Here is a 25,837-nt window from a genome sequence, read left to right on the forward strand (position 1 = left end):
AAAAGCGTCCTGAGTTACCCCCAGCCTCTTGTACGGCGGAACTTTGGAATGCCGCTCTGGATGATTTTCAGTGATAAGTGTCTCATAGAGATCGAATATAACAGCACGATTCATTAGATTTTTGGCCTCCTATATCAATTCCCTAAATTTCCAATTTTCTGCTCTATTCAGGCAATTTTTCCATCTGGAAGTATATGGAATCCTCATCAACGATTGTGAATCCCAACCGCTGATAGAGGGATATACCACGGGTATTGACCTTTAGGACTTGAAGCACCACAGATCTCTGCTCAAGGTTGGCATTATCAATAATACGGGTCATGCACGCGGAACCGAGGCCTCTCCCCTGATATTCAGGAAGAATAAAGATCTGATTGACCTCGAGCGTGCCGGAAGTAGAAGATGTTATGAAGAAACCGACATCGGTTCCGCGAAACTGGATAATGTGAAAATCGTGCGAAGCGAATTCTCTATTGTGTCGTTCCCGTTGATAACCATCGTCCCAACCCCATACCTGTTCTACATATTCTCGGTATGCTGCCTCCTTTACAGCAAAAACGAATTCGCCGTCGCTTGCGCGTGCCTTGCGAATACTCAACCCCTCCACAGTAAACCTCCACCTTCCCTACATCTCTTTCTTCGCAACAACGGCAAAACTCACGTTGTAAGCCATTTCGTGCGTCCAACTTCCGGGTGTAGCGTCAATATCTGGCTGTGTCCAAGAACGTTCCTCAACTCGCTCAATCTGAAAACCGTTGTCCAAGAGTCCGTTGAATATATCGCTCAAGTAGTGCCGGAAATCGAAGGCACCGTCTGGGTACCTCGAAACACGCTCAGCATACGGCTCAGTGACGCGATAATATTCACCGTCCCATTCCCAAAAATGATTGGCGGGATTACCAAAATCCACGCGATACCGTCCGCCGGGTCGGATGATCCTTGAGACACCTCTATAGATTTCATGAACGGATGGCACCCAACTCATAGCAGGCCCTTGATAGATGAGATCATACGCAGCACCTTCGATTTCGGACAGATCGCGAATATTGGCACAAATTGTCTCGACTGAATAGCCGTAATGTGCTGCAGCAGTAATATCTCCGTCAAGCTGACCCTGTGTAAAATCAATCACAGTTACACGGGCACCAAGCAGACCGAATACCGCTGACTGCTGTCCTCCACCTGCCGCGAGACACAACACATCTTTGTTGACAACATCTCTGAGTAGATACGCAGGGTAAATTTGGTAGAGATGATACGGCACCGGATCAAGGCGATCCTCAGCATATTTCAGAATATCGTCTCTATCCAGGTCGAGCCACGGCACGGTAAAGCCGTTCTTTCTTAATACTTCGGCTTCCCAATGTGCTCGATTGGCAATAGTGATTTCATCATTCATTTCGATTTATACCATCACACTTTCTATCCACGCCTCGTCAATTTCGAGACCGAAACCGGGGGCATCCGACGGCACAACATAACCGTCTTTGATGACCGAGGTGCCGGGTAACTTGACCATCTCTTCGAGAGGTACACCGGGAGCAGAGACACCTTCAGAGCGTTCCCCCCACGTGATAGCAGGCATCGCAAATGCAAGATGTTGACCGTAGGGATAATTCATGCCGCCGTGTGTAATTACGTTAATCCCATTCGCCTCTGCGATGTGACAAATTTTTGCCGCCGATGTAATACCGCCACACCATAAAACATCAGGCTGGAAGATGTCAACCAATCGTCGTCCTGCAGCCGCCGCAAAGACAGTTGGTAGATACCAATGTTCTCCCGTCGCCAGCGTTTGCCAAGGGATGCGTTGACGCACCGTTTCATAGCCAACAAAATCGTCGGCGGGAATGTAATCTTCCATCCACTTCAACCCGTAAGGCTTCATGGTTTCACAGACGCGCACGGTATGCTCTAAGTCAAATCCGGTCCAGGCATCTAACATTAAATCAACCTTATCGCCAATCGCTTCCCGTGTCGTTGCCACCAATTCTTCAAGCTTGCCTAAGCCCTCTTTTCCTTGCTCTGGCCCCCACGGTGTGAAGAGTTTTGTGGCTTTGAATCCGAGTTCCATGTACCATTCCTGATCGAAACCGGAGGCGTAGCAGAAAATCTTTTCTTTTTGGGGACCACCGAGCAGTTCGTAAACCGGTCGCCCCAAAATTTTACCTTTGAGGTCCCACAAAGCACAATCAACGGCACTGATGGCATAACTCGTCAAGCCGGTCGCGCCAAAGGCGGCTGACAATCGCACCATCATATCCCACAATTTCTCGGTTGCCATGCAATTTTCGCCAACAAGAAACGGGGCAAAGTGATCTGAGATGATTCGGGTTACGGGACCCCCGTAAAGCGAGATACCGAAGCCCCAAGTCCCATCTTCTGCCGTTATAATGCATGCTGGACGTTTCCATTCCGAATAGGAAACATGCCCCTCTTTTCTGTTGAATGACGGATAACGCGTAATGGGCCGATTCAATTGATATGTTCTGGATCGACTCGGTGTGCGCGGCGTTGTTGTCGGTTTTGGGTTTAGTTCGATTTCTACAACGCGAATCTCTTTTATCTTCATAGAAGTCCCTTTTTGTAACCGATGTGATGTTTATGGTGAATTACTAAAATAAATAGACCTTTTAATGCGCAATAGACACTAAATTCCTGGGCTATCGTCCCAATATAGCGAGTTCATCACGAAAACGTTTATCACTGGCAGCGAGCAAACCGTCAATAACTTCCTCCGTGCTTCCACACTCCGCAACAAGGGTTTCCATCTGCTCTACTGCGAAAGTTTGCACATGGCTGAAACAATTTTTAGTAGACTTGTCAAGATGATTCCCAATGTTTAAACTCAACACTAATAAGAGTGCTCTCTCCAATTTTTCAATGCGCTCGTCACGTGCTTTTAGTTCTTCTAATATATCCATTTGGTCTTCTTGCTCCAGTCCTTTTATCCCCCTGTCATACGGTGGGAGGGTGGCAGAAGACAATGTAGGGTTTCATGGTGGTACCACCCAAAACTGGGTTTATAGAGTATATCACGAGCGGGGAAAAGATACAATATTTTCTCATAGATTTTGATGCGGAGGGGAACCACCAAAACCTGCTAAGTATGCCTACTGCTATGTCAACTTTATTTTCAGTGTAGGTTCGCGGCGTGTGATTAACTGTAGTGCCCCCTGTCAGGTTGCGCATCCTTATGCCCAGGAAACCAACCGCATAATGCTACAAGGTCCGTTTACCACAATTTGAACTTAACAGAACACGGGGCTAATCAGGTCAATAGGATTGATTCATCAAGTTCTTTATCCATTGGTAGGCGCGCCAAATTTGAAAAATGAGAAGTCCAAATTCGATCTTCTCTGTAATCGCATCATCATCTGTCTGATAGTACTTCAGAACCACATCAATAACTCTTTTGGCAACAATACCATCAGGCGGTAAATCCGAGTACATCTCTATAGCGAATTCAGATAGATCTATCGCTGGATCATGCAGCACGGTATCAGCCCAATCAATAATCGCGAGTTGTTCAAGATTTTCCTGTAGAAAAAACAGGTGGTTTATTTGCAGATCTGTGTGAACGACAGCCCATCTCTGGTTTAAACGCTCCTGTAGGTTTTCCAGCTTTTCACTCCATCGGCTTGTATAGATTTCCGTGGTATTTTCCGCAATAAACGCGAGTTGTTGTCTTGTGTCACGAATTGCCACTGCAAAAGGATCGGCAGCGCGTGGGATGTGGTCTAAAACCTCATCTGGAAATTTGTGCCTGTGCAGAAAAGTGAGAGAGGTACCGAGAGATTTGCCAAAGGCTTCTAACTCCTTGGGGGTAAATCCCTCAAGTGCTTCTATCGGTAGTGAAGTACCATCAATCCTTGAGAACATTGCGTAGAATCCCTTGTCGTGTACCATGATTGGTTTTGCTACAGTGAAAGGCATCGATAATGCGTGCAGGTATTCTGTGAGTTTAACTTCTTTTAGAAGCCTGGCTCGGTAGGCGTTGCGCGCAACCTTGAGGATAGCATCGTCGCGGTAGTAGAAGGTAAAGTTATCACCACCGCGGTGGCGTTTGGATACAGGTTTTAACTCTTCAATAGATATATCTGTAGCGAATTTTTTAAGAAAATCACACACATTTTCTGCTGTAATCTCAGTTGTTTGATTCATTACGGCGGCACTCCCGGTAAGTGACAGATTTCCTCAAAAAATTCAGGAATTGTCAACAAGCCAGCAGTCCATAGAAACGCCCTATCCCGTTCTGTGAGTTCGTTTAGACATATCCACGCAATGTCCACAAGAATCTGATTCCCTTTTAGTTCAGGATCGTTTCCCAAGGACACTTCCTGCGCACCTATTTCCATCAAGTAGGTATAATACAAGTCATCAGGAGCAAAGGTAACGACAGATGTCGGACGGATTATAGTGCCTTCAACACGACACTCCTCCCAAAGTTCTCTCAGCGCAGCTTGTTCCGGTGTTTCACCCGCTTCAATACGACCACCGGGAAGACACCACCACTCTTCTCCTTCGTGCCGGTGCTTGACCATTAGAATTCTTTTCTGCCTATGAACAAGGCACTGCGCACGTGACATTCACAACCCCTTAATCAGATCAAAATTTCAGAACTTGACTATACATGACTGCATTGCTATCTGCCCAGAAATCTTTCAGAAGAGTTTCTAAACGAAATCCTCGTGATTCATAAAATCTTCGACCTTCTTCGTTCTTTTCCTCACAGAAAAGATATACCTTCCATAAAGGATGGTTAATTTTCACAAAATATTGACGCATATCTTCAAGTGCAGCCTCTAATAACCGAGTCCCCCAACCTTTTCGTTTATTCTCTTCCTCAAAGATACCGAATTCAGTAATCTCAATATTATATCCTGATGCGACACGCCAAACGAGTTCACCAAGGGTTGTCCCATCTTCTTCCAGCAAACGGACAGCACGATAGCCTTGAAGGTAACCGCTGTAATGGTCAGGCATATGGTTTTGCGCTTGAACAATATCAATGTACAAAGTCTAACCTCTTTTGGTACCTACTGTAACCGTAGGTCATTACTGGTCACAGGTCTTTCAATTTTAAATCTCAAAGCGGTTGCATAAAAGTGCAGCATTAGGGTCTATCATCGTTTCAATTAAGTACTGCTTGTCTATATTGATGTCCGATGACATATAACTTCCTTTCAGTAAAAGCCAATGTTGCGTATAGCGTTTTCGTACTTCTGGAACCATAAAGAGATTGGGCGAATGTGCCGCAGCAAGAACCGTTGTGTTATCGGACGTAAGGGATAACGGCTTAACGATCTACTACTTCGGACTGTCGTCTAAAACCTTGAAAATCAGCACAATCGATGGCTCGATAGAAGTCATCCGCCTCACCCATTGACAACAAGTCAAGTCTTGTCGTTGGCACAAGACCCTGACAGACATCAACAAGTAACTTACCCAATCCAAGTCGCCGGAATTCGCGACCGACCAGAAGTTCGCACAAGTAAGTCGTGATCCGTGTGTCCGTGATTGCTCGTAGAAAACCTCCCAGTTTCCCGTCAGTATCGACAGCAACAAGCGTGGGCCACGAATTCTCCCAAGCAGCCAGCGTCTCCTTGGGTCTCAATTCAGGGGTTGTCCATCCTTCAGTACTCGAAAGGGCACACATAGCGTCAAAATAGTTCGGTGACCACGCTCGAATCGAAAAGGGCACAGGAATATCAAAACGAGCCAAGACCGAGTCGAGATCGGGCATGCCATCCAATGCGTTGCGTACCAAGTGACAGCAGACTTCATAACGGTTCCCCGACGGATCGTTGAAGAAAACAGCGAAATACCCTTCACTGTACTCTGGGCATTCCATGGGTCCTTGGATGCTTTCCGCTCCCGCCTTCGCTAAGACCTTAGTGATTTTTTCAACACAGTTCCTCGAAGATAGATGGAAAGCAACACGATTTAGATTTGGTTGATGAAGACGCTCCTCCGTTAAGCCAACATACTGAGACGGTGGTCTTCCTGATGATAGTTGGAAAAGTTCCCAAGTAGGACCGTCTGTTTCGACGAGACGGCGTGGACCAGAGAACGACAGCGCACGTAGAAAAGACGTGTAGAATGGAAGTGCTGCTCCCATATCGTTTACACGAACGTCGATATGATTGAATGGATTCAGCATCTCGACTCCTTTGGTATTTTTGAGACACCACTCTGCTCTATGCAGAAGCTGCGCTGTAGGTATTCACTGGTGTTCAAGTTTGCGATAGGCTTTCAGTAATGCCTCTTGAATGTTTAAAAACTCAAGGTATCCGGGTGGTAGTGGATATTTTGAAACGTCAAACGGTTCTAACGGATTTTCAATCTTTTGCCTTGTAAAGGTATAGAGTGCTTTCTGCACTGCTGTTGCCTCAGGCACTTGATCAAAAGAGATGCCACAATTGTTTCGCCATAACTGAGGTTCAACGACATCAACCATCGTCTGAATTGATGAGCCTTGATTTCCAAACTTTGAATTCAGAAAACAAGTCAACCTCTCGGCTTGTGCGCGTGGCTGATGCACAATATCTTCGTAACCGAGAAAGAGTTTGTGCTGTGCATCTTCTGTGTGTCGCAAGATGAGCATCATTATATGCTGCCAACGGAGCAAATTCATCGCGACAAAGGAGATACGGACTGGTACATTCGCTGGCATAATAAATTTCTGCCACGATACTGCTGTGTCGAGAGGATTGCGAACCGTGATTATGTAGATCGCATCGGTCCATATCCGTTTCCAAAACGGCAAAAAATGGCTGAGTGCTGGATCTTTCCAGAACCAGGGACCTCCCGTGTCCATTTCAGCCATCAGTTTAGTGGCTTTCTTTCTATATGCAGGGTCAGCGGCTTTTTGCTCCATTCGCTGTTGGAAATCGTGGTCCCACCAAGTCGCTCCAGTATCAAAATCTCCTAATTCAGCAAGTAAATCCCATAAGGGCAGAAATTCCCAATACCCTCTTGGGGCATGTACATCTGCTTTATGTAACTGTTCGGAAGGTCCCGCATACGCGCCCCATCTATGCACCATCTCAGCAACGACAGATGTCCCGCTACGCTCAGCACCGAGCACGATAATCGGATGATTTTCGGGGTCCATCATTCAAATGCCCTCAAGTGTTCGTCAATGATACCTCATACCAACGTGAGTTGACGATTTTTCTTGCATGAAACCGTTTTTTACTATATGATGAGGATTTGTGAAGGTGATGTTATCTTTTCGGATTGTGCGTGTTTTAAAGTATAGCATCTTTGAGTGTTTTTCTCTATCAAAAACAGCGTTCTAATTCCTGCCGCTGAAAGAGCAGGATGTAACATCATAAGGAGGCAAGAAGTGAAATACAGACTGAGCGTTATTATAGTTTTAACTATCGCCATTAGCCTCTGGACTATAGGCGCGTTTGCGGCGGATCTCACGGAAGGACTTGTTGGCTATTGGCCCCTGGATGGCAATGGAAACGACGAATCCGGCAATGGAAACGATGCCAACTTGGAAAAAGGCGCGAAATGGTCTGACGACGGTTGGGTGAACGGTGCCGTTGATTTTGATGGTGGCGGCGGACACGTCGTTGTCGATGATACGTTTGAATTGACAACAACCGCAATCACGGTGATCGCCCGAATCAACGGCTGGAAAACGATAGATTGGTCGGGAATTGTCGTCGGTCGAAGTGATCCAGCATCGTGGTGGATGGGTGTTGCTGCGAACAATACTCTAACCTACGTATGGAACAATAATTCCGCACAGACCTGGAACTGGCAAGGCGCGCCAGAAATCCCAGAAAATAAATGGGCGTTGGTCGCAATAGCAATTGAACCTACTAAAGCAACGAGTTACATTTATCACAGAGACAGTGACAAACTTGATGCTGAGGTAAACGACATCGATCATATTGAACAGACGGTCGTCAATTTAAAGTTCGGATGGGATGAATGCTGCGGTGCCAGATATTTTAAAGGACTGATCGACGAAGTGATGATCTATGATCGGACGTTGAACGCAGATGACCTCAAAAGGCTGGCAACTGTTGGGCTGCCTGTCGAGAGTAAAGGGAAACTCGCAATCACTTGGGCAGCACTCAAGAGAGATTAAGCGAAATATTGGAAATCAGACTGTCCTGTGTGGCTCAACTGATTTTTGATAAGAGACCTCTCATCATCCAGAGACGATTGGAATTAATCGAGAATCACCGTGAAGCGAAGTGGAACGGTGACCAGATTTGATAATTTAAAAATTGGAAAAAGTACCTTTTAGGCAATATGCCGCCCTCCTTTCACAGTATCTTAAACCACAGTGGATACGGGTGACCCTTCTCGCCATCTTCATGTTCACTGGAATAGGTTTGACGCTACTCAACCCACAGATACTTCGTTATTTTATCGACACAGCAAAAGTGGGCGGCGAAACGCGAAACCTGATTATTGCTGGTGCCGCGTTTTTTGGCATCGGGTTCCTTGGTCAAATGTTGATGTTAGTCAACACCTATTTAGGGCAAGACATTGGGTGGCGCGCAACGAACTGGATGCGCGGCGACCTCGCACACCACTGCCTACAACTCGACATGTTCTTCCACCATGAACATACCCCGGGTGAGATGGTCGAGCGCGTTGACGGCGATACGGCAGCACTGTCAAGCTTTTTTTCTCAGTTCATCGTTCAGGTGTTAGGTAGCTTGTTGCTGCTCGGAGGCATCCTGATTGTGATTACGCTCGAAGACTGGCGCATCGGTATTGCGTTGGCCGGTTTCGTGGCGGTTTCTATCTATGTTTATAATCTCACCCGGAACATTGCTGTTCCCGTCTATACGGCTGAACGAGAGGGTTATTCCAGACTCTTCGGGTTTCTCGAAGAACGGTTAACAGGTATCGAAGACCTTCGCACAAACGGCGGTATCGGCTATACCATGGATCGGTTCTACGATGTGAATCGGGATGTATACGGCCGAGCCGTAAAAGCACACGTGATGGGAGAAGTACTCCAAACAATCAGCGGTGTGCTTTTTGCACTGGGGGTTGCGCTGACGATGGGGATGGCCATCTATCTGTTTCAGATAGGGGTGTTCACAATCGGGACGGTTTATCTCGTCATTCATTACACGGCAATGCTCCGAGGTCCGTTGATCACGATCAGTCGGCAGATTAACGATCTCCAACGGGCAACAGCAGGATTCAAACGGATTGAAGAACTCTATCGCATCACCCCAAGTATCGCGGATGGAAGAGAGGCACTTTCAGCATCAGACGCACTCGGTATTGAATTCGACCATGTCACATTTGGTTACACCGAGGACGAATCGGTGCTGAAAGATGTTTCATTTCAATTGCAGCCGGGGAAATCGCTCGGATTATTGGGAAGAACAGGCAGCGGTAAGACAACGATCACACGCCTCCTATTTCGGTTTTATGCAATTAACCAAGGCCAAATTCGCGTCGGCGGCAAGCAAATTGAGCAGATTCGGTTAGACGATTTACGGAACCGGATCGGCATGGTTACACAGGATGTCCAACTCTTCAATGCAACAGTCCGCGAGAATTTAACGCTCTTTGATGCCGAAATCACCGATAATCGGATCCTGTCGGTTATTGAAGAACTCGGTTTATCCGAATGGCATCAATCGCTGCCGAACGGGCTTGACACGCTGCTTGACGGTGCTGGTCTGTCTGCAGGAGAGGCTCAGCTGCTGGCATTTGCGAGGGTTTTCCTCAAAGATCCGAAGATTGTTATCCTTGATGAACCGTCTTCAAGACTTGATCCAGCGACGGAGCAATGTATTGACAACGCAGTGCAGCGATTACTCAAAGGACGTACCAGTATCATTATTGCGCATCGACTTGGCACGGTTCAACAGGTAGATGAAATTATGGTTCTCGCCGACGGTGAAATTCGGGAACACGGCGAGCGAAATCGGCTTGTTCAAGACCCTGATTCCGTCTTCTCACAATTGCTAAGAACCGGGTTAGAGGAGATGACGCAATGACAACAGGCCGAGCGTCTATCCGCCTTATTCGTTACCGTCCACTCCTTTTTCTCGGCACTATCTTTTTTCGAGGATTAGACGACCTAATGCCGTTCTTCGACGGACTGATTAGGAAGGCATTTTTTGATACACTTGATCCGGTCATTAGCGGCAGTATTCTTTTCCCAGGGTTAGACAACCTAATGCCGTTCCTTGACAGACTGATTGGGAAGGTGCTTTTTGGGACGCTTGATCCTGCCACTGGTGGATCGGGTATAGGACTCAACCCGTGGATATTCGTCGCGCTTTTCGTTGTTGCCCACCTGAGTGATCGAGGTGTACTCATATCGTCTGCCTTCGTATGGGCGCGTTGGCGTTACGCTGTTTCAACGCTGCTCCGAAAAAATCTGATGACAGCCATCATGAACATGTCGGCACCGCAGCGTGTGTCAACTGCCTCCGGTGAAGCAACGAATCGGTTACGTGACGACGTTCAAGCGATTCTGAGTTATCTGGAGCAGTACATCCATCTGTGGGGGAATCTCATTTTCGCGATCTTGGCAATCATTTGGATGGCTCGGATTAATGCGACAGTGACAGTGATCACGGTTATCCCGGCTATCCTGATTATCACAATTGTCAACGTCTCAAGGCGATTTATTCAGAGGTATCGCACAGCGCAACGTATCACTACAGAACAGTCAACAAATTTCGTTAACGAACTGTTCCAATCCATCTTAGCGGTGAAGGTTGCACGGACGGAGTCGAACGTGATTGCGCATTTTCAGAAACTCAACGATGCGCGCCGCAAGGCGACTGTGATGGATAACGTGTTTAATCAAGTCTTGCAATCCATAAGTTCCAATATCAATACACTTGCCACCGGTGTGATCCTGATTCTGATTGCTGAACAGATGAAAGCAGGCGTATTCACAGTCGGCGACCTCGCGCTGTTCACTACATATATCGGTGAAGTTGCGAGAAGTGGATCACTTGTCGGCAGTATAATGGCACAGCACACACGCGCAGCGGTCTCATTCTCCCGCATGGAACAGACGGTTGAAGAGATGCCGAGAGAAAACTTAGTAGAACACACACCGGTATATCTCCGAAAGGAACAACCGCCACTCGTCACCCCACAACGGACGGAGGATGACCAGTTAGACGAACTCACTGTTACTGGACTTACTTACCGCTATGACGACAACACATCTGGAATCGCCGATGTTGATTTAAAAATCCCAGCGGGATCGTTCACCGTTGTTACCGGACAGATCGGTTCAGGCAAAACGACGCTGGTTCAAGCACTCTTGGGTGTCCTACCGAAACAGGCGGGAGAAATTCGCTGGAATGGTGAAACCGTTGAGGATCCGAAATCGTTTTTTATTCCCCCCCGTTGTGCATATACGCCGCAAACACCGAAACTCTTCAGCGAAAAACTGAGTGCTAACATCCTTATGGGTTTGCCGTGGAATTGGGACGACCTTAATCGGGCAATTCGACTCGGTGTCATGGAGACAGATCTACCAACGCTCGAAGACGGTCTTGAAACGGTTGTTGGACCGCGGGGCGTCAAGTTATCAGGTGGACAGATGCAGCGCACCGCAGCGGCACGCATGTTTGTCCGAGACTCGGAATTACTCGTATTTGATGATCTCTCGTCTGGACTTGATGTTGAGACGGAACAGACTTTGTGGGAACGCCTCTTTGAAACGAGACGCGCGACCTGCCTCGTTGTTTCGCATCGACGACCTGCCTTGCGTCGTGCAGATCAAATTATTGTGCTGAAAGACGGTCACGTTGAAGCAGTCGGAACGCTGGATGAACTGCTCGCTTCCTCCGAGGAGATGCGGAAGTTGTGGGCAAGCGACTGAAGTTGAGTCGAGCATAAAACTTTCACAGGTTTTGCTTTAAGTAGTGTCCAAGTAATTTCAAAATCTACTATAAAATAAAAAAGAGGCTCTTATGAAAATCAAGGTGTTTTTGGGTCTGATGTTCTTGATTTCTTCAATGTGTTTGTATGTGTCCGACACGACTGCTGAATATGAACCCTATACGCAACTCGGCTTACCCGAAAGTGCTAAAACGCGCCTCAATAAGGGACAGGTACGTGAAATTGCGTATTCCCCGGATAGCACGCTTCTTGCGGTAGCGAGCAGCATCGGTATTTGGATCTATGATGCACAAACCGGTGAAGAACGCAATTTGCTCACGGGGCATCTGGGGCCGGTCAATAGTGTGGCATTTAGCCCGGATGGAAAAACACTCGCAAGTGGAAGTAGGGACAAGACTCTCCGTTTATGGGATGTCAGCACTGGCAATCCCATACGCACACTCACAGAGCATCTGGGGCCGGTCAATAGTGTGGTGTTTAGCCCGGATGGGAAAACACTCGCAAGTGGGAGTAAGGATAAAACCGTCCGTTTATGGGAGGTCAGCACTGGCAAGCCCATGCGGACACTCATAGGCAATACGACGAGTCCTGTCTATATCTATAGCGTAGCGTTTAGTCCTGATGGACAGACGCTCGCAAGTGGGAGTGATGACAAGACTATCCGTCTATGGGATGTCAGCACTGGCAATCTCATACGCACACTCACAGGGCATACGGATGTGGTTTGGCGCATGGCGTTTAGCTCAGATGGAAAAACACTCGCAAGCGGGAGTAGGGACAAGACTATCCGTTTATGGGATGTCAACACTGGCAATCCCATACGCACACTACTCATAGGGTATACGGATACGGATGCGGTTTTGAGCATGGCGTTTAGTCCAGATGGAAAAACACTCGCAAGCGGGAGTAGGGACAGGACTATCCGTTATGGAAAAACACTCGCAAGCGGAAATTTTGACCATACTATCCGTTTATGGGATGTCAACACTAACCATCCCATACGCATACTCAGAGGGCATACGGATGTGGTTTTGAGCATGGCGTTTAGCCCAGATGGAAAAACACTCGCAAGCGGGAGTGGGGACAAGACTATCCGTTTATGGGATGTGGATACTGGCAATCTCATACGCACACTCACAGGGCATGGGGGTGTGGTCTGGAGCGTATCCTTCAGTCCAGATGGAAAAACACTCGCAAGCGGGAGTTATAAGGAAATCCGTTTACGGGATGTCAGCACTGGCACCGCCCTACGCACACTCACAACGGATGCGGTCAAAAGTGTGGCGTTTAGCCCGGATGGACAGACGCTCGCAAGCGGAGGTTTTGGCAAGAATGGTATCCGTTTATGGGAGGTCAGCACTGGCAATCTTCTGCACAGCCTTCCCTCCACAGGGATCCAGAGTGTGTCGTTCAGTCCAGATGGGCAAACACTCGCAAGTGGGACTTATCAGGAAATCCGTTTATGGGAGGTCAGCACTGGCAAGCCCATACGTACACTCATAGGGCATGGGGATGTGGTCTGGAGCGTGGCGTTTAGCCCAGATGAAAAAACAATCGCAAGCGGGAGCGGGGATAAGACCATCCGTTTATGGGACGCGAACACAGGTAATCTCATACGCACACTCACAGGACATACTCATCCCATACGCACACTCACAGGGTATACGCGGGCTGTCAGGAGCGTGGCGTTTAGCCCAGATGGAAAAACAATCGCAAGCGGGAGTGGAGACACGGCTATCCGTTTATGGGATGTGAACACAGGTAATCTCGTCCGCACACTCACAGGGCATACGAATGCAGTCTATAGCGTGGCGTTTAGCCCAGATGGACAGACGCTCGCAAGTGGGAGCGGGGACAATACCATCCGTTTATGGGAGGTCAGCACTGGCAAGCCCATACGCACATTCACAGGGCATACAGATGCAGTCTGGAGCGTGGTGTTTAGCCCGGATAGTGGTACCCTCTCGAGTGGGAGTAGCGACGGCACGATATTCTTGTGGACACTCGCACGGGCAGACTAACCCCTACACCTTACGCTGACTGCAGGCGAATTCACCGCCATGCGGAAGACGCTCGGACGAAAGTAAAGGATTCGGAAGGATGGTATGAAAGTTCAGAATCCTTGAAAGCACAATTGGAAGAAGACAAACGGCAAGGCTGAAAATATGTTTCACTTTTGATCCGTCTAAACACATATCTCTGGAAGCACCTGCCGATTAATTGAGGAAAACAACGTGAATTTAAATACTGTTCATATACTTGATACTGGCACAGAACTGTTTGTTGACGACGCGCTGATCGCTTCCAAACACGGCGTGACGCGCACACTGCATCAGTGCGTAAAGCATGATGTTTCTGTTCTTAAACCTGACCCCGACAATCTGTGGGAACACGGTGGACCGGATCAGTCCAGACGTGTACACCTCTACGGGACTACACTATACGATGCTGCGTACGGAAAATACCGTATGTGGTACATGTGTCGTATGGGACCGCATTGGCGGTTTGAAGCGAATGAGATTCCGGGACTTTACGTGCCACGTCCTGACCGAAACCCGTCAACATATAGGGGACAGACCCACGATGCTTACGGGCGGAAATTTGTTGAAAATGATCGCGGTGACCTTACCTGCTATGCGGAGAGCGATGATGGATTGACATGGACGAAACCGAATCTTGGTCTGTTTGAATTTAACGGAAACCCAAATAACAACATTGTGTGGGACCTCCACGGTGCGTGCGTCTTCCGTGATGATGATGAATCGGATCCACAGAGACGGTATAAGATGATCGGTTTTTGCAGACGGTACCGTAACATCTTCTTGCTCATGTCACCCGATGGGATCCGATGGGACGATTCAGATTACCTTGAACCAATTGCGGATCGGGATAACGAAGGTGCGTTCAACGTCATCTACGATAAAAAAACAGACCTGTTCCGTGCGTATGCCTTGATACGTGGGAACGATAAAGACGCAAGGCGTATGATCGCATACACTGAAAGTCCACGTCTTGAGGGACCTTGGAAACCGCTCGAACCGATGTTCGGTGCAGCGGATGCGGACGACGCAGTGGGTGTGCAGCGATACGGTGCCGATCGCGCTGAAATCCACAATATGTCGGGCTTCCTTTATCATAACATTTACATCGGCATCCCCGGCGTGTTATATGTGACAGGACCCGGTGCGGCAGAACATGAAATCCCTGTTGATGGACCGATTGACGCGCAACTTGTTTGCAGCCGAGACGGGTTCAATTGGGACTATCCAGACGGGATTCGGACCCCGATTATCCCGCGCGGTGAAAGCGGTACATTCGACACCGGTATGATTATGGGAACCGCCATCGAACCGATCATTACCGACGATGAAATTCACTGGTACTATACAGGGACAGAACACACCCACGGGGCGCAGATGAAGGATCGGCACAAGGAGATCGGACTTGCGAAGTGGCGATTAGACGGCTTCGTCTCGCTTGATGCAGATGCAGATGATGGTATCGTTGAAACCGTCCCGTTACAGATTCCGGACGGCGGATTTGAAATTAATGCCGATGCGAGCGGAGGCCAGGTCAAAGTTGAAGTGCTAACGGCTGAAGGACAGGTTCAACCCGGATTTTCGGTTGATGACTGCGTTCCGTTGACAAGTGATAATATCCGACACGCGGTGCGATGGAAATCAACTACGGTGGCAAATGCTACACAGCCGCTACGACTCCGTTTTGTGCTGAACCGTGCCAAACTATATGCTTTCCGAGTAGGGATAAACTCCTGATACCGAATTAAATAGCTTGAACTTCCTCGCCAAAGGAGAACTAAATGGATACCTTATCGACACACGACGGCTCCCCGGAAAATCGTGTGGACAACTTGTTGAAGCTGGAAATACTTGAAGCGTTTGACCGGACTGCGTTTGAGCGCGATGGATATTGGGTGTGGGAAGGGATACTCACGGATGCTGCCCGTAAGCAGTGGACAACCAGCTTACAGAAGTTACAACAGATGAACGATGCGATCCTCATGGATACGGAGTGGCGTGCTATCGACTTTGAGGCGCGGGGGTTTCCGCAGCCTTTGCCAGAACAAATTGCACCGACGTTTTTGGCGGCGTGCTGCGGGGGTTCAGAGCAAATGCCCAGTTTCCTCAGAACCGCTGAGTTGCGTCAATATATGCATACCCAGGGACTGTTCGGACCGGGCAACGCGTTGGTCACACATGGGTTCAAGTCACAAGGTGTCATGCCGGAATACTTTCCTGCCGGATACGACGACTTTATAATGGACGTGACATCCGCTCATCCGCAGATGATGGCACTCTTCAGGAAACTTTTCGGAGACCGATTTATACTCGATCACTGCTTCATGCTCAACCGGGCACCGGGTTCAAAAGGACGCCGGTGGCATGCACACCAGTATCGGGAGGGACAATACGAAGTTGAGGACCCGATTGGGACTGGACACGCCCTTACCACTGATTTCCTACAACGGCAGTGTATTCGGACGTTGTGCTATCCAGAAGGGGCAATTATCAAGGATGGCGGCGAACTTGCGATTATCCCCGGTGCACATCTCTATCGGATTCCGTACAAATGGAGCACGGAACGACCCGATGATGACGCTGCCATGAAAGCGGGCTGGCTGAAAGGCAAAGTCCACGCCTTCACAGGGAAGCCGTTGGAAATCGTACATCTCTCACTACCGCCTGGAAGCATGGTTTCGTTTGTCCATCATATGCCGCATTATGTTGGCTATCGGAAGCCAAGGATGCCGACCCGGTGGGGACTGCTTATGGCGTATCGAACGCCTGACCCAGAAGCAGAGCCAGCCAAATGGACAAATGGGATTCCGACCCATTGGGTGGAACAGGCCGCGGACCAAGGAAAACTACCCACTGCGGCACAGCGTGTATTTGAGGCAGATAATCCCCTCGATATGCACTCACAGAGTCGTAACGAATAAGATTACCTTATTGGGAGGTCCCACCTCACGGTAGAAACCGGAAGATTTCGGGTCCGGTGTTTCCGTAGGCAAGACGTTCCACTTTACCCGTCTTTACTCCAAAAGCCCATTTTCCTTGTACCATTGGGCGTTTGGATACAAAGCCATAATGGATACCTCTAATTTTATTCTCCAGAGTTACTGTCCGACATCTGGATCCAGTTCCTTAGCCTTCTCAAAATCTGCTTTTGCGGCTTCCTTCTGCCCAAGTGCCTCTTTCGCACGCCCGCGATCGTAGTAAGTTTCTGCAGACTCTGGGTTTATCTCAATGGCTTTATCAAAATCTGTGATTGCGCCTTCCACGTCACCGAGAGCCAACTTTGCGAGGCCCCGACCGCTATAAGCCTCGGCATCCCCTGGAGCGAGCTTGATGACGTGTGTCCAGTCCTCAATTGCCTCTGCCAAGAGATCTTGTGCCTTTTCCGCATTCCCCCGAGCGGCCTGAAATTCGCCAAGGCTGAACCGCTGCTTCGCACGAGTGATGTAATCAGGGAGATTTTCCGGGTTGAGCACTTTCGCTTTTTCAAAGTCAGTTTTTGCGGCTTTATAGAACGTTTGTGCCTTCTCCGTATTGCCACGGGCAGATTCCAAATCACCAAGGTCATCATATAAAACCCCGCGATTGTTGTAGACACTGGCATACTTTGGATCTATCTGGATAACCTTATCGTAGTCGGCTATCGCCGTTTCATAAAACGCTTCTGCCTTCTCCGTATTGCCACGGGCAAATTCCAAACCACCAAGATTGTAGTGTGCCACACCGCGATTATTATAGGCATTGGCATGCTCCGGGGCGAGTTGGATAGCCTCATCATAGTCAGCTATCGCCGTCTCATAAAACGCTTCTGCTTTCTCCGTATTGCCACGGGCAGATTCCAAATCACCGAGGCCGTCATATAAAACCCCGCGATTGTTGTAGACACCAGTAGACTCTGGATCTATCTGGATAACCTTATCATAGTCAACTATCGCCGCTTTATAGAACGCTTCTGCCTTCTCCGTATTGCCACGGGCAGATTCCAAATCACCAAGACTATAGTGTGACACACCGCGATTGTTGTAAACATCAATAGACTCTGGATCTATCTGGATAGCTTTATCATAGTCGGCTATCGCCGCCTCATAGAACGCTTCTGCCTTCTCCGTATTGCCACGGGCAGATTCCAAATCACCAAGGTCGTCATATAAAACCCCGCGACTGTTGTAGACACCAGTAGACTTTGGGGCCAGTTGGATAACCTTATCGTAGTCGGCTATCGCCGCTTTATAGAACGTTTGTGCCTTCTCCGTATTGCCACGGGCAGATTCCAAATCACCAAGGTCATCATATAAAACCCCGCGATTGTTGTAGGCATCAGTATGTTCTGGATCAATCTTGATAGCTTTATCATAATCAACTATCGCCGCTTCGTTATTGCCAAGTTTGGACTTCGCTAATCCGAGATCGAAATAAATATTGAAAATTCCATCATTTATTTTTACGGCTTTATCATAATCGGCTATCGCTGCTTCATAGTTGCCAAGGGCAAATTGAGCGTCTCCGCGTTTGTAGTAAGGATAAAAAAATTGAGCGTTTATTTTTATGCCTTTATCAAAATTGGCTATCGCTTCATGGTAGTCATTCGCATTATATTTCATCTGTCCCTGAACGAATAATGCATACGCACGGATAAGTTCTCGCTGCTGCCATTTCGCTAAAGGTTCTGTTGCCTCCGACTGCCCAAGTAATGCCTTGAGTATACTTGAGGGGATAGCGTAACCGTAATGCTCATTTCCAGCAGCATTAATCCCTACGACTTGTCCACCACTACTACTTAGCACAGGGCTCCCACTACCGCCACTACCAATATAAGGGGTCATCCGGAGCCATTCATCACCATTGGAAGTACTACATATCGTTCCTTTGATGACTCTGTATCTTTTGTCAGGGTATCCCACCGCAACAACAGGTTCACCGCTTTGAATAGTTTCACTGTCACCGAGAGATAGCGGGATGCCTTCACCCGCAATCTTTAGGATGACGAGATCATTTTCCGCATCAAAAGCAGTGACTCCCTCAACAGCCAAGATTTTCGTTTTACCTCTAAGTTTGACGAAAACAGGACCGGGTTGGGCTACAACATGGACATTGGTTGCCACCTTGTCTTCCTTCACAAAGAAGCCGCTACCACTATAAAAGCCACCAGCCCAACTCATCACACGGACTGTAGAATCCTTGGCTTTTTCGGATGTTAAATCCGCTGCTGACTCGTTAACATCCTCCGGATTGCTTAGTTGGATGTATTCATCGTAATCAGTGATGCCGTCGTGATACCACCCCTGCGCTTTCCCAGCATCACCGCGTGCGGACTCAATATCGCCAAGTTTACATTTTACTGTTGCCTGATTCTCATAAGCCTCAGTATATTTTGGATTAATCTCAATAGCTTGTCTATAGTCCGAAATCGCCGATTCATATAACGCTTCTGTTCTCTCCGTATTTCCGCGGGAGGATTCTAATTTACCAAAGGCAGACTTCGCCAGTCCTCGATTGTTGTAAGTATTAGCACCCTCTGGATCAATCGTGATAGCGTGTATATAGTCTTCAATCGCCGATTCATACAAATACTGTGCTTCTTTGGCATTCTCGCGGGCAGCTTCGGATTCGCCAAGCCTGAACTTCATCAATCCCCGATCATTGTAGGCGGAGTCATCCTCTGGATTTACCTTGATGACTTGCGTAAAATCTTCAATCGCCGATTCATATAACGCTTCTGTTTTCTCAGGATTGCCGTGGTCCGATTCTAATTTACCAAGGGCCAACCTCACGCCACCACGATTACGATAGAAACCAACATCCTCTGGATTTACGTTGATGGCTTGCGTAAAATCTTCAATCGCTGTTTTATACAAACGCTCCGCTTCTTTAGTATTCCCACGTGCGTTCTCGGATTCGCCAAACTTGAATTTTGCGGTTCCACGATTGTTGTAGATAGTCGCATCCTCTGCCTCAATCTGGATCGCCCTATTGAAATCAAGTATTGCCCCTTCAAAGTCGTCAAGAGATGCCTTGGCGGCACCGCGAAAATTATAGGTATGGGCATACTCTGGATCCACCTGGATCGCTTTATCGCAATCGGCTATCGCCGCTTCATATAAACGCTGTGCTTTCTCAGCATTCCCGCGTGCAGATTCAGACTCTCCCAATCTACATTTTATACCACCTCGATTGCTATAAGCATCGGCATACTGAGCGTCAAGTTCAATGGCTTTATCAAGATCAACAATTGCATCAGTATAGTCACCAAGGTGTGCCTTCACGCTCCCACGGAGGAAGTAAGCATCAGGGGCATCCGGATCTATTTTAATAACTCGCGTACAGGAAGCAATCGCGCTGTCATAGTTCCCAAGATGATCTTGAGTTCTTCCGCGCTCGTAGTAGGCACGGACATACGCGGGGTTAAACGCAATCGCTTTATCAAAGTCAACGAGCGCGCCCGCATAATCTTTGGCACCGAATTTTTCTTTCCCTAAACCGTAGTACGCCGCAGCGCGAATCTGTTCTCGTTGCTGCCATTCCGTCAAAGGTTCCATTGGTATAGGCTCAGCAAGTAACGCCGCAAGCACGCTTGAAGAAATTGTGTAATCACCATACGGCACAATAACCCCGATGACTTGACCCTTATTGTTAAACACTGGACTGCCATTAGTTTTTTTAGCAGTTGTTGTATTTAACCTGAGCCACCTATCATTTTTTAGGATGCTTTGTATACGACTTTCCGAAACCTTGAATGCTCCATTAGGATAACCGGAGATAGAAACAGACTCACCAATTTGAACCCTATCCGCCAAAGGCAGTGGCTTGCCTTTATTTCCAAGTTTTAGAATAACAAGGCTGTTTTTCGCATCAAATCCAACAACACCTTCTATCGTCCAATCTTTCTCTTTGTCGGGAGATTTTACGGAAACAGAACCAATGTGAGCGACGACGTGAGTGCTCGTCGCAACCATGTCCGGTGCAATGAAGAATCCTGTTCCAGATGCGTTTTCACTCTCAATCAATACAATAGAATCTCTGATTTTTTCGGACGTTAAGTCCGCAGTCGGTGCGACGGGTTTCTCGGAAACCACCTGCTGCGGTGCCTGTGCACAAGAGATGAAAAAACTTAAGACCAAAAAAAGAAATAAAAATTTGGTGTTTCGTTTCATGAATGGATACCTCTAATCTTATTGCCCGGAGTTACTGTCCGACATCTGGATCTAGCTCCTTAGCCTTTTGAAAATCGGCTTGTGCTGCCTCTTTCTGTCCAAGTGTCTGCTTTGCCCGTCCGCGACTGTAAAAGGCTTCGGCGGACTCTGGGTTTATTTCAACGACTCTATCAAAGTCGGTGATTGCGCCTTCCGCGTCACCGAGAGCCAGTTTTGCGAGGCCCCGACCCCAATAGGCTTCGGCATCCCCCGGAGCGGACTTAATGACGTGTGTCCAGTCCTCAACTGCTGTTGCCAAGAGTTCTTGTGCCTTCTCCGCATTCCCCCGAGCGGCTTGGAATTCGCCAAGACTGAACCGCTGCTTCGCACGAGCGATATAATCAGGGAGATTCCGCGGATTGCGTGCTTTTTTTGCGGCTTCTTTTTCCTTAAGAGCTTTTACCGCACGCTTACGCGCGTCGGAGGCCTCAGCAGCACATTCTGGGTTAAGTTGGATTGCCTTATCAAAATCGGTTATTGCCGCTTCGTGTTCACCCAAGGCAGCCTTTGCTTCCCCGCGTTTGTAGTAGGTATAGAGAGTCTCAGGATTTAACTGAACGGCTTTATCAAAAGCAGCTATCGCCTCCTGATAGTGCCCCGCATCGTATTTAACTTTTCCCTGAACGTGGTAGGCATAAGCACGGATAGGGTCTCGCTTTCGCCACTCTGCCAAAGGCTCCGTTGGTTGCGCCTCAGCGAGTAACACCTTCAGCACATTTGAGGGGATAGCGTAACCGTAACGCTCACCGCGCCAAGCATGAATTCCTATGACATGTCCACTCCTATTTAGCGCAGGCCCCCCGCTGCTACCGCCAGCAGTATCCACTTTCATGCGGAGCCATTTATCGGTATTCCGAATACTCTGTATCGTTCCTTGCGTGACTTTGTATTTTATGTTAGGGTATCCCATAGCAGTGACTCGTTCACCGATTTGAACCGTATCGCTATCCGCTAAGGGCAGCGGCGTGCCTTCACCTGCGATTTTTACGACGACGAGATCGTTTTTCACATCATACGCCGTGACACCCTCAATTACACAGATTGTCTTTTTGTCACTGAGTTTGGCAAAAACAGATACGGACCGGGCAACATTGTGGATATTCGTTGCAATCTTGTCTTCGTCCACAAAGAAACCGCTACCACCGAAGAAGCTGTTTAAGGTGCCAGCCCAACCCATTACGAGCACTATAGACTCTCCAGTTTTTGTGACTTTCGAGTCCGCTGTCTGACCATTAGCCTCCTCTAGATTGTTCTTCAGTTGGAGGTATTTATCAAAGTTAGTGATGCCTTGGTGATACAACCGCTGGGCTTTCTCTACATCACCCCGCGCGGATTCGATGTCTCCGAGGTGACTTTGAACTTTTCCGCGCTCGTAGTAGGCACGGACATACGTAGGGTTGAGTTCAATCGCTTTATCAAAGTCAAGGATCGCACCGGCATAATCTTTGACAGCGAATTTCCGTTCACCGAAAGTGTAGTGTGCCTCGGCACGGACAGGTCTCCGCTGCTGCCACGCTTCTAAAGGCTCCACAGGCATAGACTGGGCAAGCAGCCCCTTGATCGTATTTGAAGGAATCGCATAACCGTAGGAGTCGTTGCCGTATCGGACGGTAACACCGATAACGCGTTTCTCCGAGTTTAGCACCGGACCACCACTGCTTTCTTGAGCAGTGGTGGCTCTCATTGGAAGCCACTCATTGCTATTCCGAATCTTATATAGTATATTTGCTTTTGTGACTTTGTATGTGCCGTTGGGATACCCGACGATAGAGACAGTTTCACCGCCTTGAACCGCATCACTATCCGCTAAGGGCAGCGGCGTGCCTTCACTGATAACTTTTAGGAAGACGAGACTATTTTTGGCATCAAATCCAACAACACCTTCTATCGCCCAATTTTGCTCTTTGCCCGGAGATTTTACAGAAACAGGACCAGGGTGGGCGACGACATGAATGTTCGTCGCAATCTTATCTGGTGCAACGAAGAAACCCGTACCGGATGCGTTTTCACTCTCAATCAATACAATAGAATCTCTGATTTTTTCGGACGTTAAGTCCACAGTCGGCGCGGCGGGTTTCTCGGAAACCAGCTGCTGCGGTGCCTGTGCACAAGAGATGAAAAAACTTAATATTAAAAAAACGAATAAAAATTTGCCGTTTTGTCTCATCAATTGTTACCTCCAACATTAGTGTTCACAGTTACTCTCCAACATTCGGATCTAACGCCTTAGCCTTTTGAAAATCTATCTGCGCTGCGTCGTGTTGTCCAAGTGCCTTTTTCGCTTGTCCACGTCGATAATAGGCTTCAGCATCTCCAGAGTTTAGTTCAATGTATCTATCGTAATCAGCGATCGCCCCTTTATGGTCACCAAGTTCAGACTTCGCAACCCCACGTGCATAATAAGCATAAACAAACTCAGAGTTCAACTGTATCGCTTTATCCAAATCAATCATCCCGTTGTTATAGTCCTTAGCAGTGAATTTCGTTTTTCCTAACATGAAGTAAGCATAGGCACGGATAAGTTCCCGCTTGTGCCACTGTTCTATAGGTTCCACTTGTGTAGATTGCGAGAGCAATGCTTTGAGTGCGTTTGAAGGGATAGCCTCATCTCTGGCAACATGAATCCCGATAACCTGTCCTTTACTGTTTAGTAAAGGGCCTCCGCTATTCCCTACAACAGTATCGGCTGTGGTCCGAATCCGTTTATCGCTATTCCGAGTGTTTAGGACAGTTCCAGTCAAAACTTTGTACGTTCCTCCCCTCGGAAAACCCACAACAGAAATAGTCTCACCACGTCTAACTGCATCACTATCGCCAAGCGGTAGTGGCGTGCCTTCACCGGTTATTTTTAGGACGACGAGATCGTTTCTCACATCATACGCTGTCACACCTTCTACCGCCCAAACTGTCTCTTTGTTAACAAGTTTTGCGAAAATAGGTCCGGGGTGTGCGACAACATGGATGTTCGTGGCAATCTTGTCACGCGCAACGAAGAAACCGCTACCACTTTGGACCTTAGTACCGAGCAAACCGACTATACGTACGACAGAACCCTTTAATTTTTCAGACGTTACGCTTACTATTGGTGCTTCGTTTTTTTTTGGAAACAAGTTACTGGGGGTCCGCGCACCAGAGAAAAGAAAACTTAACGTCAGTAAAACCAGTAAAGATATGCTGTTCCGTTTCATGAATGGATACCTCTAATTTTATTCCCCGGAGTTACTGTCCGACATCTGGATTGAGTGCTTTCGCCTTCTCAAAATCTGCTTGTGCGGCTTTCTTTTCCCCGAGAACTTCTTTTGCGCGTCCGCGGTCGTAGTAGATTTCGGTATATTCGGGGTTAATTCGGATGGCTGCATCAAAGTCTTGTATCGCCTCTTCAGCGTTACCAAGCGCAGCTTTGGCAACACCGCGATTCCCATAGGCGTATGCACTCTCTGGGTCCAATTGTATTGCTTCGGTAAAGTCTTGAACAGCGGCTGCATACAATTCTTGCGCACCCGCCAAGTCTTGATGATCTGCTTTCGTCTTACCGAGGCGGAACTGTGCATAGCCACGATTGATATATGGCTCGGCATACGCTGGGTTTAACCGTATTGCTTGGGTGCAGTCCACAATCGCCGCAGCATATAATTCCTGTGCCCCTGCGATGTCGCCCTGACTGTCTTTAGATTCACCAAGGATCGCCTTTGCTATTCCGAGATTGTTATACGGATCGGCAAGTTCTGGATTGAGTTTGATAACTTGCGTCCAATCTTGGATCGCCCCGCGATAGTACCGTTGTCCCTCCGCTATATTTCCTTGATTTGCCGTGGATTGACCGAGTCGGAACTTTCCACCTGCACGATTGTGGTATGCATAGACATCTTCAGGGGTAAGTTTGATGGCTTGCGTGCTGTCTTCAATTCCGGCTTCATACAACCGCCAAGCTGCCTCAAGATTTCCTTGGACGAATTCAAGGTCTCCAAGCGTGAATTTCGCAAGCCCGCGATTGTAGTAGGCATCCGCCTTCTGAGGGTACAGTTTGATAGCTTTATTGAAATCCATTATGGCTTCATTATAGTGATTAGCGTTGTATTTACGTTGCCCTCGAACAGCGTATATATAGGCACGAATAGGCTCTCGTTTACGCCACTGTGTCAAAGACTCCACAGGTTCCGATCGGTCAAGCAATGTTTGTAGCGTATTTGATGGGATAACATAACTGTAAGGATCTTCTACGGCAGAAACAACTCCTATAATTTGGCCTTCACTGTTTCGTACAGGACTGCCGCTGCTGCCGCCAGAAAGTGGAATTTCCATCTGTAGCCATTTATCGCTGTTGCGTACACGATGGACGACGCCCTTTGTGACCTTGTACTTTCCACCGGGGTAGCCTGTGACAATAACTGTATCCCCAACCATAACAGCATCGCTGTCGCCAAGGAGAGAAGGCATGCCTCCACCCGCAATTTTTAAGAGAACGAGATCATTTTTGACATCAAACGCCGTGACACCTTCTACAGTCCAGATTCTCTTTTTCTCAGCGGATTTTACGAAAACGGGTCCGGGGTGTGCGACGACGTGGATGTTCGTTGCGATTTTGTCGGGTGCCACAAAAAAGCCAGTAGCAGCCCCTGATCTCCCCTCCACACGGACCACCGTAAAATCAACGCTTTTCTCAAAAATTTCAATGCTTTGTTGGGGAGCCCTCGCACATGAGAACAGAACCGCCAAAGTTAGCAAACTGAGTAAAGATATTCT

Annotated in this window: 19 protein-coding genes; 6 read left to right on the top strand and 13 right to left on the bottom strand. The window is 48.0% G+C overall.

Going from position 1 to position 25,837, the window contains the following annotated elements:
• Positions 1-163: 163 nt before the first annotated feature.
• From OXH00_00930 to OXH00_00970, 9 genes are all read right to left on the bottom strand, one after another.
• Positions 164-607, bottom strand: a complete 444-nt coding sequence (locus tag OXH00_00930) for an N-acetyltransferase (GenBank protein MCY3739561.1) — start codon at positions 605-607, stop codon at positions 164-166.
• A gap of 18 nt (positions 608-625) precedes the next feature.
• Complete coding sequence (locus tag OXH00_00935; GenBank protein ID MCY3739562.1) at positions 626-1,399, bottom strand: class I SAM-dependent methyltransferase; 774 nt, start codon at positions 1,397-1,399, stop codon at positions 626-628.
• 6 nt (positions 1,400-1,405) lie between these two features.
• Positions 1,406-2,572, bottom strand: a complete 1,167-nt coding sequence (locus OXH00_00940) for a hypothetical protein (GenBank protein ID MCY3739563.1) — start codon at positions 2,570-2,572, stop codon at positions 1,406-1,408.
• 91 nt (positions 2,573-2,663) lie between these two features.
• On the bottom strand, positions 2,664-2,924 hold the full coding sequence (locus OXH00_00945) for a hypothetical protein (protein MCY3739564.1): 261 nt from the start codon (positions 2,922-2,924) through the stop codon (positions 2,664-2,666).
• Between the two features lie 352 nt (positions 2,925-3,276).
• Positions 3,277-4,164 (bottom strand): aminoglycoside phosphotransferase family protein, encoded by an 888-nt coding sequence (locus tag OXH00_00950; GenBank protein ID MCY3739565.1) that lies wholly within the window; start codon positions 4,162-4,164, stop codon positions 3,277-3,279.
• Complete coding sequence (locus OXH00_00955; protein MCY3739566.1) at positions 4,164-4,589, bottom strand: NUDIX hydrolase; 426 nt, start codon at positions 4,587-4,589, stop codon at positions 4,164-4,166. The genes OXH00_00950 and OXH00_00955 overlap by 1 nt, the downstream gene beginning before the upstream one ends.
• A 19-nt stretch (positions 4,590-4,608) precedes the next feature.
• Positions 4,609-5,019: a GNAT family N-acetyltransferase gene (locus tag OXH00_00960; protein MCY3739567.1), complete on the bottom strand. Its 411-nt coding sequence runs from the start codon at positions 5,017-5,019 to the stop codon at positions 4,609-4,611.
• Between the two features lie 280 nt (positions 5,020-5,299).
• A complete protein-coding gene (locus OXH00_00965; GenBank protein MCY3739568.1) occupies positions 5,300-6,163 on the bottom strand; it encodes a GNAT family N-acetyltransferase in 864 nt (287 codons plus the stop codon).
• A 63-nt stretch (positions 6,164-6,226) separates the two neighbouring features.
• Complete coding sequence (locus OXH00_00970; GenBank protein MCY3739569.1) at positions 6,227-7,120, bottom strand: sulfotransferase; 894 nt, start codon at positions 7,118-7,120, stop codon at positions 6,227-6,229.
• Between the two features lie 231 nt (positions 7,121-7,351).
• On the opposite strand from OXH00_00970, the gene OXH00_00975 reads away from it, so the two are divergent.
• The 6 genes from OXH00_00975 (at position 7,352) to OXH00_01000 (ending at position 16,828) form a co-directional block, all read left to right on the top strand.
• Positions 7,352-8,110 (top strand): LamG domain-containing protein, encoded by a 759-nt coding sequence (locus OXH00_00975; protein MCY3739570.1) that lies wholly within the window; start codon positions 7,352-7,354, stop codon positions 8,108-8,110.
• 142 nt (positions 8,111-8,252) lie between these two features.
• Positions 8,253-9,995, top strand: a complete 1,743-nt coding sequence (locus tag OXH00_00980) for an ABC transporter ATP-binding protein (GenBank protein MCY3739571.1) — start codon at positions 8,253-8,255, stop codon at positions 9,993-9,995.
• Positions 9,992-11,848 carry an ABC transporter ATP-binding protein gene (locus tag OXH00_00985; GenBank protein MCY3739572.1) on the top strand — a complete coding sequence of 619 codons (1,857 nt, stop codon included), beginning with the start codon at positions 9,992-9,994 and terminating at the stop codon, positions 11,846-11,848. Before OXH00_00980 ends, OXH00_00985 begins: the two co-directional genes overlap by 4 nt.
• 91 nt (positions 11,849-11,939) lie before the next feature.
• On the top strand, positions 11,940-13,889 hold the full coding sequence (locus OXH00_00990; protein ID MCY3739573.1) for a hypothetical protein: 1,950 nt from the start codon (positions 11,940-11,942) through the stop codon (positions 13,887-13,889).
• A 213-nt stretch (positions 13,890-14,102) separates the two neighbouring features.
• Positions 14,103-15,644 carry a hypothetical protein gene (locus tag OXH00_00995; protein ID MCY3739574.1) on the top strand — a complete coding sequence of 514 codons (1,542 nt, stop codon included), beginning with the start codon at positions 14,103-14,105 and terminating at the stop codon, positions 15,642-15,644.
• Positions 15,645-15,688: 44 nt separating this feature from the next.
• Positions 15,689-16,828 carry a hypothetical protein gene (locus OXH00_01000; GenBank protein ID MCY3739575.1) on the top strand — a complete coding sequence of 380 codons (1,140 nt, stop codon included), beginning with the start codon at positions 15,689-15,691 and terminating at the stop codon, positions 16,826-16,828.
• A gap of 177 nt (positions 16,829-17,005) precedes the next feature.
• Here the strand turns inward: OXH00_01000 and OXH00_01005 are convergent, their stop codons facing one another.
• From OXH00_01005 to OXH00_01020, 4 genes are all read right to left on the bottom strand, one after another.
• A complete protein-coding gene (locus OXH00_01005; GenBank protein MCY3739576.1) occupies positions 17,006-21,055 on the bottom strand; it encodes a tetratricopeptide repeat protein in 4,050 nt (1,349 codons plus the stop codon).
• Between the two features lie 31 nt (positions 21,056-21,086).
• Positions 21,087-23,261, bottom strand: a complete 2,175-nt coding sequence (locus OXH00_01010) for a trypsin-like peptidase domain-containing protein (GenBank protein ID MCY3739577.1) — start codon at positions 23,259-23,261, stop codon at positions 21,087-21,089.
• A gap of 31 nt (positions 23,262-23,292) precedes the next feature.
• The gene (locus OXH00_01015) at positions 23,293-24,204 is read right to left on the bottom strand and encodes a trypsin-like peptidase domain-containing protein (GenBank protein MCY3739578.1); all 912 of its coding nucleotides are present in this window, start codon (positions 24,202-24,204) and stop codon (positions 23,293-23,295) included.
• A gap of 109 nt (positions 24,205-24,313) precedes the next feature.
• Complete coding sequence (locus OXH00_01020; protein ID MCY3739579.1) at positions 24,314-25,726, bottom strand: tetratricopeptide repeat protein; 1,413 nt, start codon at positions 25,724-25,726, stop codon at positions 24,314-24,316.
• Positions 25,727-25,837: the final 111 nt, after the last annotated feature.

It is taken from the genome of Candidatus Poribacteria bacterium (assembly GCA_026706025.1).
Classification (GTDB): Bacteria; Poribacteria; WGA-4E; order WGA-4E; family WGA-3G; genus WGA-3G.

What these genes read in the sequence shown, in the direction of transcription:
- OXH00_00935 (MCY3739562.1), bottom strand. Translation starts at nt 1,399, where the DNA reads ATGAATGATGAAATCACTATTGCCAATCGAGCACATTGGGAAGCCGAA.
- OXH00_00940 (MCY3739563.1), bottom strand. Translation starts at nt 2,572, where the DNA reads ATGAAGATAAAAGAGATTCGCGTTGTAGAAATCGAACTAAACCCAAAA.
- OXH00_00945 (MCY3739564.1), bottom strand. Translation starts at nt 2,924, where the DNA reads ATGGATATATTAGAAGAACTAAAAGCACGTGACGAGCGCATTGAAAAA.
- OXH00_00950 (MCY3739565.1), bottom strand. Translation starts at nt 4,164, where the DNA reads ATGAATCAAACAACTGAGATTACAGCAGAAAATGTGTGTGATTTTCTT.
- OXH00_00955 (MCY3739566.1), bottom strand. Translation starts at nt 4,589, where the DNA reads ATGTCACGTGCGCAGTGCCTTGTTCATAGGCAGAAAAGAATTCTAATG.
- OXH00_00965 (MCY3739568.1), bottom strand. Translation starts at nt 6,163, where the DNA reads ATGCTGAATCCATTCAATCATATCGACGTTCGTGTAAACGATATGGGA.
- OXH00_00970 (MCY3739569.1), bottom strand. Translation starts at nt 7,120, where the DNA reads ATGATGGACCCCGAAAATCATCCGATTATCGTGCTCGGTGCTGAGCGT.
- OXH00_00985 (MCY3739572.1), top strand. Translation starts at nt 9,992, where the DNA reads ATGACAACAGGCCGAGCGTCTATCCGCCTTATTCGTTACCGTCCACTC.
- OXH00_00990 (MCY3739573.1), top strand. Translation starts at nt 11,940, where the DNA reads ATGAAAATCAAGGTGTTTTTGGGTCTGATGTTCTTGATTTCTTCAATG.
- OXH00_01000 (MCY3739575.1), top strand. Translation starts at nt 15,689, where the DNA reads ATGGATACCTTATCGACACACGACGGCTCCCCGGAAAATCGTGTGGAC.
- OXH00_01005 (MCY3739576.1), bottom strand. Translation starts at nt 21,055, where the DNA reads ATGAAACGAAACACCAAATTTTTATTTCTTTTTTTGGTCTTAAGTTTT.
- OXH00_01010 (MCY3739577.1), bottom strand. Translation starts at nt 23,261, where the DNA reads ATGAGACAAAACGGCAAATTTTTATTCGTTTTTTTAATATTAAGTTTT.